Source organism: Brevibacterium picturae (assembly GCF_900105045.1).
Classification (GTDB): Bacteria; Actinomycetota; Actinomycetes; order Actinomycetales; family Brevibacteriaceae; genus Brevibacterium; species Brevibacterium picturae.
On sequence record NZ_LT629739.1, the window covers coordinates 1,962,522 to 1,982,058 of the forward strand.

Consider the following 19,537-nt stretch of genomic DNA (forward strand, 5'->3'; position numbering starts at 1 on the left):
GTGGACGGGCCTGCGTCGGGGCCGCCGTACCCGCCCTGAGAAAGGTGTCGTTCGTCGGCTGGGTGGTGCGTGGAATTCTGTCTCTGAGCAGGACGAATAGTGGGTCGCGAGGACGCGTTCGCGTCTGATTCGTTACCCGAGGAGGGACTATTCACCACTGCTGCACCGTGCCTATTGTTTCAAATCCGGGGCTCGCCCAGAGGGCAAGCGGGGACACCGTATTGCACTTTATCGTATGAAACTGCACAAACAGGTCGTTCTCAGGGTAGTTGGAGTTTTTAAAACTGCCGGATGTCACGAGTAGACTGATGTGCGATTGTCCCTATTCATTCAATCGGTGGCCTCAGCAATGGTCGGCCGTATAAGGAGTACTCGTGGCCAAGTCCAACGGACGGACCCAGCGCCCCCAGCGCACTTCTCGCAAGTCGTCGAAGGCCGATGTCGAAACCAAGGCCCAGCCCAATGACGACGTCGAGACAGTCGAGGATCCGCAGTCCGAGCAGCCAGATGCTGTGAAGGACGAGAGCCTCGAGGGCGACCTCCTCGACCTGGACGACGGTGACGACAAGTCCGATGTCGTTGCTGACGACAGCGCTGCTGATTCTGACGGTGACGCTGCTGAGGCACAGACGGCGGACGACGCTGACTCCGACGACAAGTCCGACGAAGCCGCCGATGAGTCTGAGAAGGCTGAGAAGGCTGAGAAGGCCGCACAGTCCGAGAAGACCGCCGCAGCCAACAAGGACAGCAAAAACAAGGCCAGCAAGGACGAAGACGACAAAGACAGCAAGTCGTCGAAGAAGAGCGAGACCGCCAAGGGTGGGTCTGCCAAGAGTTCTTCGGCCAAGGGATCTGCAGCCAAGGGGTCCTCGGCCAAGCGCACCTCACGCTCAGGCAATCCGGCCAAGCGACCTCAGGGCCGCAAGACCGCCACATACACCTCGCAGTCCGGTCAGCAGACGATCAAGCCGAACCCCAGCTGGTTCCTGCCGGTGCTCATCGGTCTCTTGCTCATCGGCCTGATCTGGCTTGTGACCTTCTATGTCTCGCAGGGAGCCTTCCCGGTCGAGGCGTGGGGCAACTGGAACATCCTCATCGGATTCGGCTTCTTCGTGGCGGGGCTGATCATGTCCACCCGCTGGCGGTAATCCGCAGGCAGACGGAGTCTTCGAAAAACGGGCGTTGTGTCGACGCACGGGTGTGAAAACCCGATAGTCGACGCAGCGCCCGTTTTTCGGTGGCGTATTCGGTGTCCACGCGTACTCGCGCGACCCACCTGCCGGTCACTCGCGCGTCCCACCTGCAGCTGCGGTGTTCATCGGCTGCTGGCAGTTCCATTGCCATCGCGGTGACCTTGTCCACAGGGTCGAAGTTATACCCAAGCCGGGAGCGTCGCTTGTGTATAACTTATTTTGGGCCTGTGACCTGGGTAAATACACGCATGTAAGTTATCCACCATGTGGATAAGGGCTGTGGACAACTAATCTGAGGGATCGAAGGTGCCCATTATCCGCCGAAGTCTGATATAAGCCTGAGAGTCGCTGGAGTCCTTGGAATGGCGGCCAGCGGTACGGAGATCGGTGCGCGCCACATGGTCGAGAGCAGTCGCGCCCCATTGCGGAGATCTGTCGCGCCACACGCCCGTGATCGGTGCGCATCACATGGCGGCGATCTGCCAGGCATCGCTGATCCGCCACGCACCGGCGGCAAATATCAGCAGCAGCAGCCCGAGGGTCGCAAGCCCAAAGACCAACAGCGACTGCTTCTTCGGCACCAACAGAGCACCGCAGCCCAGCGCGAAGCCCGCAATGAGTCCGCCGAGGTGGGCCTGCCAGGACACTCCTGCGACGAGGAATCCGTAGCCGAAGTTGAGAGCGACGAAGAGCACGACTCCGGTGATGTTGCGGTCGAGCTTCCGTGTCGGCACCAGGAGGACTCCGATGATGGCGAAGACCGCGCCGGAAGCACCGATGTTGTTCGTCACCCAGTCCAGAGAGAAGGGCTTCGCGAGGACCAGGACCATCGCCGATCCGCCGATCGTCCCGAGCAGGTAGAGGATGAGGAAGCGCCAGTGGCCAAGGGCGCGCTCGACGAATGATCCGAAGAAGAACAGGCCGATCATATTGGCCAGGAGATGGAATGGTGACGGCTGTTCGTGCACCAGCGCCACAGTCAGCACCCGCCACGGCTGTTCCAGTGCCAGTGCGGGAACGAAGCTGAGCCGGTGGACAAGATCCAGGCCAGGCAGCAGCTGGGCAAGGAACACCACGCCCGTGAGGATCATGATCGTGCGGGTGACAAGCGGCGGAGACACAGAAAGGGCCCGGCCGGTCTCCCGTGCCGAGCCCTCCTGAGGTGTGTCCATCACACCATGGTACTCAGTTCAGTGCGTGCGCGTACTGACTGCTGTCAGCCTGCATGCTCACCGGCGAATCGGTTTCAGCCGCTGATTTCGACCGATTCCAAGACGACTGGTTCAACCGGCTTGTCCATGGCAGCGGTGCGGACATTGTTGATGTCGTCGGCGACCTTCTGCGAGGCCTCGTCGGCGACCTCGCCGAAGATGGTGTGCTTGCCGTTGAGCCACGGTGTTTCGGCGGTCGTGATGAAGAACTGCGAACCGTTGGTGCCGCGTCCCATCTGCTTGCCGGCATTGGCCATGGCCAGCAGGTACTTGCGATCGAACTGGAGTTCCGGGTGGATCTCATCGTCGAAGGTGTAACCGGGCCCGCCGGTGCCGGTGCCCAGCGGGCAGCCGCCCTGGATCATGAAGTCCGAGATGATGCGGTGGAAGTTGAGGCCGTCATAGAACGGACGCTTGGTGGGTTCGCCGGTCGCAGGATCGGTGAACTCACGCTCGCCCTTGGCCAGTTCCACGAAGTTGGCAACGGTCTTCGGGGCGTGGTTGCCGAAGAGGTTGATGGTGATGTCACCGTGGTTGGTGTGCAGGATCGCTGTGTGCGTAGAAGCTGTAGTCATAGGGGCATTCTTTCACGCCCTCACTGCTTCCGCAGATTCTCCTGCCTCGGATTGCGGACTCTGTCAGCGTTTCTGCAGACAATTTCATGACAGCCTGGTGTCCGGCAGCTTGCACCTAGGCCTTAGACTGAGACAGATCAATTGACCCCGACAAAGAGGATTGGGAATGTTCATGTCGAAGAAGTCAGCTCGAGATCCGTTCACTTCGAAGCTCGATTCCGCGAAGAAGACGTCACTCCGAGTCCTGGCCGATGCCAGCGGGGCCGCAAGTCCAAAGCTCCGCGAAGCCGCTGACAAGGCACGCCCTCAGGTCGAAGCCCTTGCAGAGAAGGCTCGACCGCAGGTTGAGGCCCTTGCCGATCGTGCCGAGGGTCTTGCCGTCAAGGCACGCCCCCAAGTCGAAGCATTCGCAGACAAGGCGAACGAACAGGTTCACGCGTGGGCGGACAAGCTCGATGCCTACCGTCCAGAGGCCACCGAACGCGCCGGCAAGTTCGCGTCGAACGCCGCCAACTCGCTGGCAACTGTTGAGACACCGCAGCTCGTCGACGATCTCGCCGTGCGCCTGACCGGAGACAAGAAGGCCGTGAAGAAGGCTCGCAAGGCCCTCACGAACGCCGGAAAGCGCATCCAGAAGGACACCACACGCAAGTCCGGTGGCGGCAAGGCCGCAGTCGTGTGGACTCTGGTCATCGGTTCGGCAGCCGGAATCGGCTACTACGTGTGGAAGAAGGCACAGCCGGTCGAGGATCCATGGTCGACACCGCTGCCCAACAACCGTCCGGAAGATGCCCGTCCGGTGGGCTCGACACCCGCTTCCCGCCAGACAGCAGCACCCGAGGTCTCGCAGACAGCAGTGCCCGATTCGAAGACCGCCGAGGCGGCCGCTGCCACGACACCGACCCCGAAGCCCGCGAGCGAGGCCAAGGACACCAAGGCCACACCGGCGACCGTCGTCAAGCCGGCCGAGGATTCGAAGTCAGCCGCGGAGAAGTCATCCGCCGAGACCGAAGAAGACAAGAACGCCAAGCACTGATCTGCTCTGATCTGCCGGTCAGCTGACCGGCACAGACAGATTGAACGGCTCCCGCCGCTGAAGTCCACTCACAGGAAACGGTGAGAACACCAGCGACGGGAGCCGTTCGTCATTCATCCAGAACCTATATTCATCGCGAACCTATTCGCCCAGAACCTCACGCCTGCTGGCCGACCCGCCGCCTCGGAACCGGCCGGAGATCCGAACCGCCAGCAGTCCTGAGATCGTGAACGTAAGAGTCGCTGCGAAGATGAGCAGGATCGGGGCCGTCCAGCCGTCGGTGACATTGCCCAACCAGCCCGCGAACGGCGGGGCCAGCGTGGCGGCGAGGTAGCCGCCGCCCTGCACCCGGGCAGAAGCGGATGCAGTCTCCCGGTCGCTTCCGGCGGTGCGAGCGATGATGGAGAAGATCGCGGTGAATCCGCCGCCCTGTGCGACTCCGCCGGTGATCGCCCACAGCACGTATGAACTCGGGGCCAACAGCAGCCCGACGGGCAGCGAGATCCACAGTGCGGCGATGATCGCCACCGGCACCCAGGGCTTGGTCCGAGCCGCCAGCAGCGGCACACCGAATGCTCCGAGAATGGCGGCGACCTGGAACAGCGAGGCTGTGCCGCCCGCGGCTGCCGAGTCCAATCCTCCTGTGTCAGAGAGGATCGAGGGCAGCCATGTCGTGGTCGTGTAGTAGGCGATCGACTGTCCGCTGAAGGTGATCACGAGCAGCGCGATGATGGCACGGAATTCCGGAGGGGCCTCGCGCCAGGGTCGACGCGTCTCAGCGGGCTCCGGTGCCGCTGACGCTTCCTCCGAGGCCGCGAACAGCGCACTGCGTCTGACCCGCAGCCGGATCACGAACAGCCAGTAGACGAGTCCGAGCACGGCCAGACCGCCCCAGATGGCCACGGCCCACCGCCACCCGATCACTGCCGCCAAGGGCCCCGTGCCGAGGAGGGTGATCATGGAACCGACATTCATGGTGGCCGAATACAGTCCGGTCACCATCGACACCTGACTCCACGGGACTTCGCGCCGAATGATCACCGGCACCGCGATATTGCCCAAGGTGATGGCGAAGCCGATGATTCCGGTGCCCGCGAGCACGAGCCAGGGCGGCCCGATCGAGCGCAGCACGGTTCCCAGCAGGACACCGGTGAGGCAGGACAGCACGGCCGCCTCCGCACCGAACCGCCCGATCGTCTTGCCCGCAATAGGGGTGACGAGGGCGAACAGCAGCACCGGCAGGCCTGTGAGGAGACCTACCCCCGCCGCGCTCAGCCCCGTATCGTCCTGGATGTCGCCGAGGACGGCCGTCGGAGCGATGATCGGTGCCCGCAGGTTGATCGCCAGGACGACGATGCCCACGACCATCCACGGCAGCATCCGCCGGGCGACGGACGGATCCGGCTGGTTCACATGCGCTCGGGCACGCGAATGCCGAGAACCCCGAGGCCGGCCTCAAGCACTTCGAGGACGGTCTGGCTCAGCCGCAGCCGGGAATCGCGCATCTCGGCGGATTCGGCGATGAGGACCGGGCACTGCTCGTAGAACGAGGTGAATGACTGGGCCAGGTCGAAGAGGTACGTGGCCAGACGGTGCGGCGTGGACCCGGCCACCACCTCGGCGATGACATCGGAGAGTCCGAGGAGCGCCAGACCCAGATCACGTTCGGCAGGCTCGCCGAGGTGGATCGGCGCAGTCGTGAATGCATCCCCGTCCGCCTTGCGCAGGATCGAGCGGATCCGTGCGCCGGCATACTGCAGATAGGGTGCGGTGTTGCCGATGGGGGCAAGCATGCGGTCGAGATCGAAGGTGTAGCTCGTGTCGTGGGCGACGGAGAGGTCGGCGTACTTCACCGCTCCGATGCCCACGGCCTTGGCCACGACGGCTTCCTCCTCGGCATCGAACTCGGCATTCGACTCTTGGAGGGTGGTCTTGGCACGGGCGACCGCCTCCTCGAGGAGTTCAGCCAAGCGCAGCGGGGCGCCGGAGCGGGTGCGCAGGATCTTCCCGTCATCGCCGAGCACATTGCCGATCTTCACGTGCTCGAATTCGACGCCCTCGGGCAGCCAGCCGGCGGCGCGGGCGATGGCAAAGACCATCTCGAAGTGCATGGCCTGCGGGGTGCCGACGACATAGAGCACACGGTCGGCATTGAGGGTGCGCACGCGGTGGCGGACGGCCGCGAGGTCCGTCGTGGCATAGCCGTAGCCGCCGTCGGATTTGCGGATGATGAGCGGCAGCGGATCGCCGTCGCGGCCGGTGAAGCCCTCGGGGAACACACATAGGGCACCGTCGCTGATGCGGGCCAGCCCTTGGTCCTCGAGGTCCTGGCAGACCGCGGCGAGGTCATCATTGTAGATGCTCTCACCTGCGAGGTTGTCATCAGTCAGGGTGACGTCGAGGAGTGAGTAGATGTGGTTGAAGTAGATCCGTGAGAAGCCGACGAGGCGCTCCCACAGCTCAAGGGTCTGCTCATCGCCGCCCTGCAGCGCGACAACGCGGGCCCGGGCGCGGGTGGCGAAGGCCTCGTCGCTGTCGAACTTCGCACGTGCGGCCTGGTAGAAGGCGTTCGGATTGGCCGAGATGTCCTGGGCCGTCTCCGACTCGATGCCCACGTCGAGGAGATGCTCGATGAGCATGCCGAACGGAGTGCCCCAGTCACCGATGTGGTTCTGGCGCACGACGGTGTTGCCGAAGAATTCGTGCGTGCGAGCCAGAGCATCGCCGACGACGGTGGTCCGCAGGTGGCCGACGTGCATCTCCTTGGCGACGTTCGGCGCCGAATAGTCGATGACGATGCGCTGTCCGCTCGCCTCGGACTCGGCCTCGACCACGCCACCCTGGTTGAGGGTCGAAGCCAGGAATTCGGAGGTGAAGGTGAGGTTGATGAATCCGGGGCCGGAGATCTCCGGAGGCTCGCAGATGTCGGCGAGGTCGAGGTTGTCCACGATCGTGGTCGCGATGTCGCGTGGTTTGGACTTCAGCTCCTTCGCCAGCGGCAGCGCCACGTTCGCCTGGAAGTCGGCGAACTGACTGCTTCTGATCACGGGGTCGCGTCGCGTGAAATCCTCGCCGAAGGAGAGTTCGAGGGCGAGTGCGAAACGATCGTTGAGAAGCGAAGTCAATGATGGCATGTCACCATTCTATTGGTCAGGCGCCGACCGCGCCGCATGGGCCGCGTCACCTCGGCGCGCAAGCTTGTAATGTAGGTCACGTGACTTCGAATTCTTACCTCCGGTACCCACACATCCATGGCGATCTCATCACCTTCACGGCCGACGACGACGTCTGGCTCGCCCCGTCATCCGGCGGTCGGGCATGGCGTCTGACCTCGGATCACGTTCCCGTCCGCAGCCCGCGGATCTCCCCGGACGGAACACATATCGCCTATGTGTCCTTCCGTGACGGACACCCTGAGCTCATGCTCGCCGAGGTGGCGTCCGGGGCCCTGCGACGGCTCAGCTGGCTGGGTGGATCGACGACGACGATGCTCGGGTGGGCCGATGAGCACCATATTCTCATCGGGTCCAATGCCGGTGAGTTCGAGGTCCGCAATCATGTGGTGAAGTCCGTGGGCCTCGACGGCAGCGTCGAACGCCTGTCACTCGGTCGGGCCTCGGGCCTGGGCAGGCACCACTCGGGTGTCACCGCTCTGTCCACACCGTTTTCTCGTCCCCCCGCGCACTGGAAGCGCTATCGCGGCGGCACCGCGCCGAGGCTGTGGCTCGATCGATCCGGTGACGCCGCCGGATCTGGTGCCCAGTGGCAGCGTCTGCTGCGCGAAGAGGAGGCATCGCTGACCGATCCGATCTGGGTCGGCGACTCGTTGCTCTTCACCTCGGACCGGGCCGCCACCTTCCCTGAGCATGCGCATGAGCAGGCCAACCTGTGGATCTGGGACGGTCTCGCGACGCAGACCGGGGCAACGCGCGGCGGATCGGACCAGGCCGCGGCCGGAGAACCTCGGCAGCTGACGTTCCAGACCGAGGCCGAGGGCTATGTCCGCGATGCCACGACCGATGGAACCCGCATCGTGTGGCACAGCCACGGGGAGATTCGCATCCTCGACAGCCTCGATGCGCAGATCAGGACCCTGCAGGTGCAGCTTCCCGGCACCGGGGTGCAGCCGCTCAACATCGATCCCACTTCCAGCACACTGACCGTCGTCCCAGACCACGGCGGCAATGCCTCGGTGGTGGAATGGCGCGGAAAGACCTTCTGGCTGGCCCATCGCGAAGGACCCGCGCGGGCGCTGTGCGCGGATTCATCGATCCGCACCCGCGAACCCGTCGTGCTCGGACAGACCGGACTGGCCGCGTACATCACCGATGTCGAAGGTGAGGACTCGATCGAGGTCCGGGCGGTCTCCGGTGACAAGCCGCCTCGGCGAATCGGGGCCGGAGCCCTGGGACGTGTCCTCGACATGGCCTCCGACCCGGCGGGGAAGACCCTGGCCACGATCTCCCACGACGGCAGCATCCGCCTCGTCGAGGTCGGCAACGGCAGGACCCGCCTGGTGGGGCATTCGGGCTTCGGTGAGGCCAGAACTCCTCGGTTCTCACCGGACGGCCGCTATCTCGTGTGGTCGCAGCCGACCCAGGGCGAGGAAATGCTGGAGCGGCTGATGATCGTCGACACCAAGTCCGACCGTTCAGGTCAGGCACTGACAAGTGGGAAGTACAACGACTTTTCACCGGCGTTCACAGCCGATGGCAAATACGTTGCGTTCCTGTCGGATCGGACCTTTGATCCCTCCTACAATCAGCATTCCTTCGACCTGTCGTTCAACGGTGTCACCAGGCCGTGGCTGCTGCCGCTGAGTTCGACGGAGCCCGCACCTTTCGGGCCGAGTGCCGGCGGGTGGGCGATCAGCGAGGTCACCGAAGACGCCGCGAAGGCAGAGAAGGCCAAGGCGGAGAAGACCGTCGTCACCGACGAGGTCGAACTGGAAGGGGCAGAGGAGAGGATCGTCGCGTTCCCCGTCTCCTCGGGTGTCTTCCGGAATCTCAAGGCCGCCGAGGGTGGCGTTCTGTGGATGCGCACCGGTGATGCCGAAGACGGTGAACTCGGCGACAAGCACTCCGGGGATGCCGGTGAGAAGCCGAGCGAAGTCGTCCAGTACTTCGACTTCGCCAAGCGCAAGGTCTCCACCGTCGTCGACAAGGCCGATGACTATGCGGCGACCGGTGACGGCAAGCTCATCATCGTCACCGCCGATGGAGACGTCGCGGTGCGACCGGCCACCCGCAAGGTCGAGGCCGATGACGACGATTCGGTCTCCGTGGATCTCACCCGTCTGCGGTTCGAACTCGATCAGCGGGCCGAATGGCTGCAGATGTTCGAGGAGAACTCCCGCATCATGCGCGACCACTATTGGCGCGCGGACATGAACGGAGTGAATTGGGAAGGCGTGACCCTGCGCTGGCGCCGAGTCGCCGCGAAGGCGCTGACCCACGATGATCTCGTCGACATCCTGTGGGAGACCGTGGGCGAACTCAACACCTCGCATGCCTATGTCTCTCCGTCCGCCCCGCCCGGTGACCAGTCGAAGAAGCTCGGCTTCCTGGGCGCGGATCTGGAACGCACCGATCAGGGGTGGAAACTTGCCCGCATCCTGCCCGGTGAGAGCAGTGACCCAGCTGCCAGGTCGCCATTGCGCCAGGCCGGTGTCGGTGCCCGCGAGGGTGATCTCATCGTCGCCGTCAATGGTCAGTCCGTCGATGACGTCCGCGGTCCGGCAGCCCACCTGGTGGGAGCGGCGGATTCGATCGTTGAGCTCACCCTGCAGCGGGGACGCAAGGATCGAGTGGTCGCCATCATTCCCCTGGCGAATGAGGAGAAGCTGCGCTACCAGGACTGGGTCCGTTCCCGGCGGGAGTACGTGGCGGAGAAGTCCGGTGGTCGCATCGGCTACGTCCACGTCCCCGATATGATGGCCGGCGGTTGGGCGCAGCTGCACCGCGACCTGCGCCAGGCCATGTCTGCCGAAGGCGTCATCGCCGATGTCCGCTTCAACCGAGGCGGTCACACAAGTGCCCTGGTCGCCGAACGCTTCGCCGACAGGGTCATCGCCTGGAACGCCTCCAGGAGCTACGACTCCATGCTTCCCGACCCGGAGGACACCCGCCGCGGGCCGGTGGCCTTCCTCGCGAACGAGTTCTCGGGCTCCGACGGTGACATCATCAACGCGCGTGTGCAGGCCAAGGGACTCGGCCCTGTCATCGGAGTCCGCACCTGGGGCGGAGTCGTCGGCATCGACGGTCGCTATGATCTGGTCGACGGCACCGGTGTGACTCAGCCGCGCTACGCCTTCTGGCTCGAGGGCAAGGGCTGGGGTGTGGAGAACTACGGTGTCGAACCGGACATCGAGGTCGAGCACGATCCCTCGCAGCTGTTCGGCGAGGACGATCTGCAGCTCGACCGTGCCATCGCCGAGGTGCTCGCAAGCCTGGAGGAGACGCCCGCGGCCACACCCCCGGAGCTTCCGGCCCCACGCGTCCAGTCCCCGCCCCCGGCCCAGACACCGAGCGCGCCCCCGGAGTAATCCCAGGCCCGGGCACCGGGCGCGGCGGCGGTGTAACCCCCAGGCTCTCAGCAGGACGCGGCACTCCGTCGCAGCAGACCCCGAGGAGGCCAAGGACGCTTGCGACGCTGCGCCTCGGCGCAATCGCCTCGTCATAGTGGACTGGCGGTCGATTCTGAACGGAAAATCGACCGTTTGCCCACTATGACGCTCGCTGGTCAGCGCAACCGATGATTCAGCGGCCGTCGACCGCGACGAGCGCCCAGAGGCCGAACGCCAGGAGCACGAATCCCGAGAAGATTCCGCTGAAGATCGGAATGAATGCTGGGATCGAAGCGAAGAACGCGATGAAGCCAGCGATGCCGCACAGTGTGACGACCGTGGCGAGAATATGGAATCGGTTGAGTTTGAACACGTGGCCGAGCGCATAGAAGTGGGTGCCGACGACGAATGCCACCCAGGCCACTCCGAGCTCGGGATGTCCGAGACCGCTCAACAGCCTGGAACCGCCGAAAAGTGCCAGCGCTTCGACCGCGACGATGATCCAATAGCTGCGCCCGAAGGGCACGGCCCGGCGTGGTGCCGACTCGGCCGACCCGGCGGGGGAGACCTGAGCCCGCCTCTTGCTGCCCAGTCTCCGGATGGCGAGGAACACGATGACGGCGAAGGCCGCGATTCCCGTCACGAGGACGAGGATTCGGCCAAGAGTGGAGAACGACGAGCTGTTGATGATGAGGAAGACAAGGCCGAATGCTCCGCCGATGAGGGAGCCGATCTCCGCTCCGGCAGCGGGCTGCGGTCCGATCTCGCGGGGTTGGGTCATCACTGTCCTGTCGAGAGTGCACGGGTGCCACAGGATCACGAGGCACGGTTCTATCATCACATTCTCGCACTCCGCACCGCGTGCTCCCGCGATTCCGCAGCAGTGATATCGGTTCTCCTGCGAAACATCATCGAGACAGGGTATTGACCTTCCTTCTGAACTACTGTTCACTGGGTGTGAACATAGATTCATTTTTCTCGCGGTGACTGCGAATGGCCGGGGAAACCAGCTTGAGGAGGCAACGATGCCGAACACACACGAATCTGCGGGAACCGCACAGGAATTCGAAGACATCCTCTACGAGGTCGAGGAAACCTATGCCGTCATCACCATCGATCGACCCGACTCGTTCAATTCCTTCCGCTCGCAGACCGTCGACGAACTCATCGAGGCACTGACGCTGGCCTGGGGCGACAACCAGGTCCGCTCGATCATCCTGACCGGCTCGGGACAGAAGGCGTTCTGTGCCGGAGGCGACGTCAAGCAGAAGGCGAAGACCGGCGACTACGGCCCCAGCCGATACGGGATGTTTCGCATCTCGGAGCTGCACAAGACCATGAGGTCCGTGCCGAAGCCGATCATCGCCGCCGTCAATGGTGTCGCCATCGGCGGCGGCAACGTCCTCAACACACTCTGCGACATCACGATCGCCGCCACCCATGCCCGCTTCGGACAGGCCGGGCCGAAAGTCGGATCCTTCGACGCCGGATATGGAACAGCCTTCCTGGCCAGGATCGTCGGCGAGAAGCGAGCACGCGAGATGTGGTACTTCTGCGAACTCATCGATGCCCAGAAGGCCGAGATGTGGGGCCTGGCCAATGAGGTCGTTGACGCCGAGAAACTCATGCCGCGAGCAAAGGAACGGGCCCGTGCCCTCGGCCTCAAGGCACCCACTGCGCTGCGGTTCCTCAAGCAGTCGTTCAATGCCGACTCCGAGATGCAGACCGGTTTCACGAATCTGGCCATGAGCGCCCTCGACCTCTACGCGCACTCACCGGAGTCTCATGAAGGTGCCGCCGCTTTCGCTGAGAAACGCGATCCGGACTTCAGCAGCTTCGACAACGCGTACTGAACCACACGCAATCAGAGGAACCGGCCCACACGACGACCAGCCCACCAGGACAGAGGATCACAGTGGACTTCGCAATCACTCCAGAAGCCCAGACACTGCTCGTTGCGGCAGCGACGTTCGAAGAGCGCCTCATCTCCGAGGCACGCGACAGAGAGGCCGCCGGACGCATCGGCACCGATGTGACCCAGGAATTGGGGAGTGCCGGACTCATCGCGCCCGAGCTCTCGACCCACCTCGGCGGGCGGGGACAGTCGAAGGTAGCCGCTGGGCTGGTCACCGAGGCGATCGCCCGAGGCGACCTCAACGTGGCATACCTGCAGGTGGTGGGATCGCTGATGGGACAGGTCATCGCCCGCAATGCCAGCGCCGAGGTGGCCGAGCACTATTGCCGCCTCATCACCTCGGGTGCCGAGACCGTGGCCATCGGCCTCTCAGAACCCGAGGCCGGCTCCGATGCCGGCAATCCTCAGACCACTGCCACGCGTGACGGTGATGATTGGATCATCAACGGCACAAAGTCCATGTCACTGGCGCTGACCTCGACGGCCACGGTCATCTTCGCCCGCACCGATCCTGATGCGAAGCGGGGGAAGGGCATCTCCGCCTTCCTCGTCGACCTCGACGCTCCCGGAGTGACGCGCACAGCGATCACCGATATGGGACAGTCTGCGGTGGCCCGCGGTTCCGTCGACTTCACCGATGTCAGGGTCCCGGCCGATCACCTCCTCGGTGCCGAAGGAGCAGCGTTCTCCCAGGTCATGCAGGGATTCGACTTCTCCCGTGCCCTCATCGGTCTGCAATGCACGGGCAGTGCCACCCGAGCGATCGAGGACACCTGGGGATATGTCAAGGACAGGGAGGCCTTCGACCAGCCGCTGTCGACGTTCCAGGGTGTCTCATTTCCCCTCGCCGAGGCGGAGACGAAGATGGTTGCCGCGAGGCTCCTGTGCCTGAATACGCTCTGGCTCGGCGACGAGGATCTGCCCCACACCTCGCAGGCGGCGATGTGCAAATGGTGGGCCCCGCTCGAGGCCTACCATGCCATCCACCAATGTCTCCTTCTGCACGGACAGAACGGGTACACACAGGATCGTGACGTGGAGAAGCGCTTCCGTGACGTGCTCGGCATGCAGATCGGGGACGGAACCGCGCAGATCATGAAACTCGTCATCGCCCGGGAATCGGCCGGACGCGCCTACGCACCCTGAGCACCGTCACACATCCGACAAAGACACCTTCCGAAAGGACCACACCTCATGTCTGCACTGGACAACCGCATCATCATCGTCACCGGCGCCGCCTCCGGGATCGGCAAAGGCATCGCCACTCGCCTCGCCGCGGACGGGGCCACCATCGTCGTTGCCGACCTCGACGCGACGAAGTCGCAGGAAACCGCCTCGGCGCTGGGAAACGACTCCATCGGCGTCGCAGTCGACGTCACCGATCGGGCCAAGGTCGATGCCATGACCGCTCGGGTCATCGAGACCTTCGGCCGCATCGACGTCCTCGTCAACAACGCCGGCTGGGACAAGGTCGAACCCTTCATGGAGTCCACGGCCGAGACCTGGGACCGCGTCATCGCCATCAACCTCATCGGCACTCTCAACTGCACGCAGTCGGTCGCAGCCCACATGATCGCCGCCGAATCGGGAGCCGTGATCAGCATCGGCTCCGATGCCGGACGCGTAGGCTCGAGCGGAGAAGCCGTCTATTCGGCGGCCAAGGGCGGCATCATCTCCTTCTCCAAAACCTTCGCCCGTGAAGTCGCACGACACAACATCACCTCAAACTGCGTGTGCCCGGGACCAGCCGACACTCCTCTCTTCGCTGAGATCTCCGAGGACAACCCGAAGCTGCGCACCGCTCTGGAGAAGGCGATCCCCATGCGTCGCCTTGCCCATCCCGACGACCTGGCGAATGCCGTCGCCTTCTTCGCCCTCCCCGAATCCACCTACGTCACCGGGCAGACCCTGTCCGTCTCCGGAGGGCTGACCATGGCCTGAGCCTCTCTTAGCGAGTCACCGCAACGATCCGCAATCACCGGCACGAGACCAGAGCAAAGGAGCCCTGACATGCCCACCCGATTCGACACGACCCTCACCGACGCCCTCATCAAGGAACACACCTCGACCGGCGCCTGGGAGAACAAGACGCTGCTCGATCATCTGGAGCACTGGACGGCCGAACGCCCCGATTCGGTCGTCTCCCGCGATCCCTATGGCAGCCACACGTATCGGGAGCTCTCCGCCGACGCCGAGGCGTGTGCCAGAGCCCTCGTCGACCTCGGTGTGCAAACCGGTGAGGTCGTGGGCATCCACCTTCCCAACTGGTACGAATGGCTCGTCATCCACCTCGGCGCCCTCAAAGCGGGGGCAGTCACGAACGGCCTCATCCCGATCTACCGCGATCGCGAAATCGGATACATGGCACAGAAGGCCGCAGTCACGGTCCTCTTCGTCCCCAACCGGTTCCGCAAGTTCGACTACCCGGACATGGTCGACCGTCTCCGGGACGGTCTGCCGGACCTGCGCCACACGATCGTCCTCGACGCACCCGGCGAAGAACCCTTCACCTCCCGCGAGGGACTCGAACGGTGGAGTGACTTCCTGGGCCGCGGGACGGGCGGCTCACCGCGGTCAGCTGGTTCGCCAGGATCGGCCGAGGCAGCGGCGAGCATCGACTGGGACGCACGCCGCCCCGACCCCAACGATGTCGGTCTGATCCTCTTCACTTCGGGCACGACCGGTGATCCCAAGGGGGTCATGCACACGCACAATTCGGTGCTCTCGGCCTCCCTGCCATGGCCCGACCACCTGGGCCTCGGGACCGACTCCGTCATCCACATGGCCTCGACCTTCGGGCACCTCACCGGGTACATGTACGGGGTCTGCCTCCCGCTGCTCGTCGGCGGCTCCGGTGTGTTCCAAGATCTGTGGAACGGCGAGGAGTTCGCACGGCTCATCGAGGAACTCGGCATCGAACACACCTCGGGTGCCACCCCGTTCCTGCACGATCTCATCGAGGCCGCCAAGACCACGGACCGCGACCTGTCGAGTCTCAAGCACTTCTGCTGCATGGGTGCCCCGATTCCGCGAGTCATGGTCCACGAGGCCAAGGAACTGCTCCCGAACCTCAACGTCTTCGGCGGTTGGGGGCAGACCGAATGCGGTCTTGTCACCATGACCGCTCCCGGAGACTCCGATGACAAGGTCACGAGTACCGACGGTCGCGCGCTCGGCGACATGCAGGTGCGAATCGTCGACCCCCTTGGCGAACCGGTCTCCGCCGGATCCGAGGGAAAGGTCCAGGTCAAGGGCCCATTCCTGTTCGTCGGGTATCTCAGCGAACCGAAGCTCACCGATGAGGCCTTCGACGGTGCGTGGCTGGACACCGGCGATATCGCGGAGATGGACGCTCAAGGGTTCATCAAGATCGGCGGTCGCTCAAAGGACATCATCATCCGCGGCGGGGAGAACATTCCCGTCGCCTATGTCGAGAACATCATGTACGAGCATCCCGCCGTCTCCCAGGTGGCGATCGTAGCGGTGCCCCACCCTCGTCTGCAGGAGATCGCGTGTGCCGTGGTCACCCTGCGAGAAGGCCACTCGTTCACCTTGGACGAGCTGCGTGAGTTCTTCGCCTCCAAGGGCGTGACCAAACACTATTGGCCCGAAACGCTGCAGGTCCTCGATGAGTTCCCGCGGACGCCGAGCGGTAAGATTCAGAAGTTCAAGCTGCGGGAGGAAGTGGTCGGCCGACATGACAAGTGAGACTCAGGATATCAACGCCGTAGTTCGCGGTGCTCGCGCGGAATTCCGTGAGAGGCAGATCGTCGATGCAGCCGTGAGCCTCATGCAGACGAAGGGTTCGCACGCGGTGTCGATGCAGGCGATCGCCAAATCCGCGGGCGTCAGCGTCGGACTGCTGTACAAGTACTTCTCGGATCGGGAGCAGATCGTGCTGGCCGCGATCTCCCTGGTTCTCGACGATTTCCGGCTGCGCGTGCCCGCGGCGATCGACGTGACCGAGGATCCCGTGCACCGGATCATTGCGGCCTTCACCGAGTTCTGTCAGGTCGTCGATGACCATCGGCAGGCGGTGGTTCTGACCTATCAGTCCTCGCGGTCGCTCTCACGCAGCAGTCTGGCGTCCATCCAGTCGCAGGAGTTGGCCACCCTGCAGCCGCTCATCGATGTCGTCGACGAGGCGGCGAAGACGGGCGACCTGCGCGAGGTCGATGCGGGCACGCTCGGACACGATCTCATGACGCTGGCTCATATGTGGGCGCTCAAACACTGGTACTTCCAACAGACGCAGGTCAGTCTCGGCCAGTACATCGACCGGCAGGTTCACACCGTGGTGCTGAGCAACCTCAGCGACAGCGCGCGCAAGAGGGTGAACCTGGCCTAATGCTCGCCGGGTCTGTGCCGCCTCGGGCTCTCACCCCGCCGGCCGGTAGAGCAGATAGAGGAATCCGTCGTCGGTGCCGAACAGGGACTCCAGCTCGAGCTCAACCGGTGGATCGAATTGGCCGCCGCGCAGGATGGTTGTCTCCGTCCCGGCGACCAGCCTCGGGCTGCGAGTCAGACACAGTTCGTCGACGCCCCCGACCTCCAGCAGATCGGCGAACAGCTGGGGCCCGCCCTCGCACACGATCCGAGCGAACCCACGCGACCGGAGTTCAGCGATCGCCGCGCTCAGGTCCACCGACGAGCGACCGGCCACGATCACCTCGGCGACCTCAGAAGCCTGTGCACGTGCCTGAGCGGGAGCGTCTGCGCAGGTGATGAGAATCGTCGGCGCAGAATCGGGATCCTCGGTGAACAGTGGGGCTGAGAAATCGAGGTCCAGGCTGTGCGAAACCACCGCCATGGGTGCCGTGGGACTGCGGTTCTCACGCAGATGCCGCCATTGCGGATCATCCTCGGCAGGACCATAGACCTCGGTCCTGGCAGTGCCGGCACCGACGAGGATCACATCTGCCAAGGCCCGGTTGAGGGCGAACAGCTGTCTGTCGATGTCGTTGCCCAGTTTCCCGACGTGGCCGGCAATGGTCCCGGCGCCATCGACCGAAGCCACGAACACTGCCCGCACCCACAGATCGACCTCGCTGGGAAATGCCAAGGCATCGTGCAGGCTCACACCCTTCACCTGGTCGGGCAAGAGCCGGTTGATCCTCGCAATATCGGTCATCGTCACCTCGCATCATCACACTGGTGTTCAGCGTTTTGAGTCTACGCGCGAACAGACCAGAGATGGGGCGGTGCTCTGCCCTCTTGCGTCTGGATTCTTCCGTCTTAGACTGAAATCAGCACGACAGACCGGCAGACAGGTCAGTACGGCACACGGCACAGTACGGCAGAGAGGGAGGACGATCATGTCAGACAAGCATCAGGTCCAGGTTCGGCGGATCTACGATGATCCGGTCAACAGTGACGGAACTCGAATCCTCGTCGACCGCGTCTGGCCGCGCGGAGTCAGCAAGGACAAGGCCGCACTCGATGACTGGCTGAAGGATCTCGCGCCCTCGACCGATCTGCGCAAGTGGTACTCACACGATCCCGATAAGTTCGACGAGTTCTCCCGGCGGTATCGGGAGGAACTGGGAGATGATGACCATGCCGAGGCCCTCACACAGCTCAAGGACTACGCGCAGAAGAATAAACTCACCCTCCTGACCGCCTCGAAGCGCGATGACATCAGCGACGCGACGGTACTCAAGAAGGTGCTCGACGAGAAATAGTCGCCGCACGCGTTAAGACAGCGTGCAGAACGCGGCTGAAACACCATCACGACTGGACAGAGGCATGACATGAGCGAGACAGGGCCAGAGGCGCAGACAAGCACGCCTCATAAGCAGGGCGCCGAGCCGAACGAACAGAACATCGAACCGGACACTCGAGATTGGGCGGACGTGCTCGAGGCCGGGTGCGCCGAGTGCGGGTTCACCGGCGATGAGGATGTCATTGCGGTGCCTGGCTATGTCTCGGCGTCCGCGCAGGCCTGGGACGAGGTCCTGGCCCGGGAGAATGCCGACATTCGGCCCCGACCGGACCGGTGGTCGGACGTGGAATATGCGGCTCATGTGCGCGATATCCTCGATCTGTTCCGCGAACGCACGCAGCTGATCGTCTCGCAGTCGGCTCCGACCCTGCCGAACTTCGACGGCGATGCCGTGGCCATCGAGTCCGACTACCAACACCAGAATCCCGCCGAGGTGGCCGTTGAGCTGAGAGCGGCCGCGCTGGCCTATGCGGCTGATCTGGCTCAGATCACCGACGAACAGTGGCAACGCACCGGCTACCGCTCCGATGGACGCGAGTTCACGGTGACCTCGCTGACCCGCTATGGGTTTCACGAACTCAAGCACCACCTGCAGGATGTCGGTGCCTGAAGCAGCATAGTGCCATTCACAGTCGAATATGGACACATTAGTCTGTGGACATGGGACTGGAATGGGAACAGCTCGTCGTCGATGCCCACGATCCGCATGTGCTCGGCCACTGGTGGGCGGAGGCTCTCGGATGGATTGTCATCTATGAGGACGAGGACGAGGTGGAGATCAGAGCCGAGGAACACTCTCTCCCAGGCCTTCTCTTCGGAGTCGACCCGGAGACCAAGACCGTGAAGAATCGCCTTCACCTCGACTTCCGTCCCGAAAACCAGTCCGCCGAAGTGGATCGACTCCTCGCACTCGGCGCCCACCGAGCCGATGTGGGCCAGACCGAGTACGAACCCTGGGTTGTCCTGGCCGATCCGGAAGGCAACGAGTTCTGCGTGCTCTCATCACGCAGAAAGTAGTACGTGGGCGCAGCGCAGGAATCTATTGGACCCTGTCTGCCCGACGCCTTCGGTGCCCGAACTCCTCTTCAGAAGAAGACGCCCCACACCAGTACCGCGACGACGAGGAGTAACAGCAGCGACCACGGACTCCCGAAGTTGAGCGACCATCCGATGCCGACACGCTTCGGAATTAAGAACGAAGGGTCCCGAGGACAGAAGTAGAAGATTCCGAGCTTCCAGTTCGCATCATCATCGCGAAGCTGCTTCCTGCGTTCCTTGCCGTCACGCTACACCTGTTGTCAGCGTCCAGCGATGTCAGAA

The 19,537-nt window shown here is 63.7% G+C and carries 18 protein-coding genes; 11 read left to right on the forward strand and 7 right to left on the reverse strand.

Features of this window, described 5'->3' with window-relative positions; all coding sequences use genetic code 11:
- Positions 1-374 precede the first annotated feature (374 nt).
- Positions 375-1,148, forward strand: a complete 774-nt coding sequence (locus tag BLT92_RS09205) for a cell division protein CrgA (RefSeq protein ID WP_092105060.1) — start codon at positions 375-377, stop codon at positions 1,146-1,148.
- A 509-nt stretch (positions 1,149-1,657) separates the two neighbouring features.
- On the opposite strand, the gene BLT92_RS09210 is transcribed toward BLT92_RS09205, so the two are convergent.
- A complete protein-coding gene (locus BLT92_RS09210) occupies positions 1,658-2,365 on the reverse strand; it encodes a rhomboid family intramembrane serine protease (protein WP_092105062.1) in 708 nt (235 codons plus the stop codon).
- 74 nt (positions 2,366-2,439) lie between these two features.
- Complete coding sequence (locus BLT92_RS09215; protein WP_092105064.1) at positions 2,440-2,979, reverse strand: peptidylprolyl isomerase; 540 nt, start codon at positions 2,977-2,979, stop codon at positions 2,440-2,442.
- 172 nt (positions 2,980-3,151) lie between these two features.
- Between BLT92_RS09215 and BLT92_RS09220 the strand changes: the two genes are divergently transcribed.
- Positions 3,152-4,015: a hypothetical protein gene (locus BLT92_RS09220; RefSeq protein ID WP_231939109.1), complete on the forward strand. Its 864-nt coding sequence runs from the start codon at positions 3,152-3,154 to the stop codon at positions 4,013-4,015.
- Positions 4,016-4,156: 141 nt separating this feature from the next.
- Here the strand turns inward: BLT92_RS09220 and BLT92_RS09225 are convergent, their stop codons facing one another.
- Together BLT92_RS09225 and argS are read right to left on the reverse strand one after the other, a co-directional pair.
- Positions 4,157-5,428 carry an MFS transporter gene (locus BLT92_RS09225; RefSeq protein WP_092105068.1) on the reverse strand — a complete coding sequence of 424 codons (1,272 nt, stop codon included), beginning with the start codon at positions 5,426-5,428 and terminating at the stop codon, positions 4,157-4,159.
- The gene (argS, locus tag BLT92_RS09230; RefSeq protein WP_092105070.1) at positions 5,425-7,149 is read right to left on the reverse strand and encodes an arginine--tRNA ligase; all 1,725 of its coding nucleotides are present in this window, start codon (positions 7,147-7,149) and stop codon (positions 5,425-5,427) included. The genes BLT92_RS09225 and argS overlap by 4 nt, the downstream gene beginning before the upstream one ends.
- A gap of 80 nt (positions 7,150-7,229) precedes the next feature.
- On the opposite strand from argS, the gene BLT92_RS09235 reads away from it, so the two are divergent.
- Positions 7,230-10,559 carry a S41 family peptidase gene (locus BLT92_RS09235; protein ID WP_092105072.1) on the forward strand — a complete coding sequence of 1,110 codons (3,330 nt, stop codon included), beginning with the start codon at positions 7,230-7,232 and terminating at the stop codon, positions 10,557-10,559.
- A gap of 214 nt (positions 10,560-10,773) precedes the next feature.
- Here the strand turns inward: BLT92_RS09235 and BLT92_RS09240 are convergent, their stop codons facing one another.
- On the reverse strand, positions 10,774-11,361 hold the full coding sequence (locus tag BLT92_RS09240; RefSeq protein ID WP_092105074.1) for a hypothetical protein: 588 nt from the start codon (positions 11,359-11,361) through the stop codon (positions 10,774-10,776).
- Positions 11,362-11,605: 244 nt separating this feature from the next.
- On the opposite strand from BLT92_RS09240, the gene BLT92_RS09245 reads away from it, so the two are divergent.
- The 5 genes from BLT92_RS09245 to BLT92_RS09265 all read left to right on the forward strand — a co-directional run bounded on the left by BLT92_RS09245 (position 11,606) and on the right by BLT92_RS09265 (position 16,843).
- Positions 11,606-12,433, forward strand: coding sequence for an enoyl-CoA hydratase-related protein (locus BLT92_RS09245; RefSeq protein WP_092105076.1), 828 nt, complete (start codon positions 11,606-11,608; stop codon positions 12,431-12,433).
- A gap of 62 nt (positions 12,434-12,495) precedes the next feature.
- Entirely contained in the window at positions 12,496-13,641 is a 1,146-nt protein-coding gene (locus BLT92_RS09250) for an acyl-CoA dehydrogenase family protein (protein WP_092105078.1), read from the forward strand.
- Between the two features lie 48 nt (positions 13,642-13,689).
- Positions 13,690-14,436 (forward strand): SDR family NAD(P)-dependent oxidoreductase, encoded by a 747-nt coding sequence (locus BLT92_RS09255; protein ID WP_092105080.1) that lies wholly within the window; start codon positions 13,690-13,692, stop codon positions 14,434-14,436.
- A 69-nt stretch (positions 14,437-14,505) separates the two neighbouring features.
- Positions 14,506-16,203, forward strand: a complete 1,698-nt coding sequence (locus BLT92_RS09260) for an AMP-binding protein (RefSeq protein ID WP_092105082.1) — start codon at positions 14,506-14,508, stop codon at positions 16,201-16,203.
- On the forward strand, positions 16,193-16,843 hold the full coding sequence (locus BLT92_RS09265; RefSeq protein ID WP_157691402.1) for a TetR/AcrR family transcriptional regulator: 651 nt from the start codon (positions 16,193-16,195) through the stop codon (positions 16,841-16,843). Before BLT92_RS09260 ends, BLT92_RS09265 begins: the two co-directional genes overlap by 11 nt.
- Positions 16,844-16,873: 30 nt before the next feature.
- On the opposite strand, the gene BLT92_RS09270 is transcribed toward BLT92_RS09265, so the two are convergent.
- The gene (locus BLT92_RS09270) at positions 16,874-17,626 is read right to left on the reverse strand and encodes a pyrimidine reductase family protein (protein WP_092105086.1); all 753 of its coding nucleotides are present in this window, start codon (positions 17,624-17,626) and stop codon (positions 16,874-16,876) included.
- A 184-nt stretch (positions 17,627-17,810) separates the two neighbouring features.
- Between BLT92_RS09270 and BLT92_RS09275 the strand changes: the two genes are divergently transcribed.
- The 3 genes from BLT92_RS09275 to BLT92_RS09285 all read left to right on the forward strand — a co-directional run bounded on the left by BLT92_RS09275 (position 17,811) and on the right by BLT92_RS09285 (position 19,234).
- Positions 17,811-18,176: a DUF488 domain-containing protein gene (locus BLT92_RS09275; protein ID WP_172802579.1), complete on the forward strand. Its 366-nt coding sequence runs from the start codon at positions 17,811-17,813 to the stop codon at positions 18,174-18,176.
- A gap of 69 nt (positions 18,177-18,245) precedes the next feature.
- A complete protein-coding gene (locus BLT92_RS09280; protein WP_092105088.1) occupies positions 18,246-18,827 on the forward strand; it encodes a DinB family protein in 582 nt (193 codons plus the stop codon).
- 50 nt (positions 18,828-18,877) lie between these two features.
- Complete coding sequence (locus tag BLT92_RS09285; protein ID WP_092105090.1) at positions 18,878-19,234, forward strand: VOC family protein; 357 nt, start codon at positions 18,878-18,880, stop codon at positions 19,232-19,234.
- A 68-nt stretch (positions 19,235-19,302) separates the two neighbouring features.
- Here the strand turns inward: BLT92_RS09285 and BLT92_RS21240 are convergent, their stop codons facing one another.
- Positions 19,303-19,443, reverse strand: a complete 141-nt coding sequence (locus BLT92_RS21240; RefSeq protein WP_407922885.1) for a DUF5808 domain-containing protein — start codon at positions 19,441-19,443, stop codon at positions 19,303-19,305.
- Between the last annotated feature and the right edge of the window lie 94 nt (positions 19,444-19,537).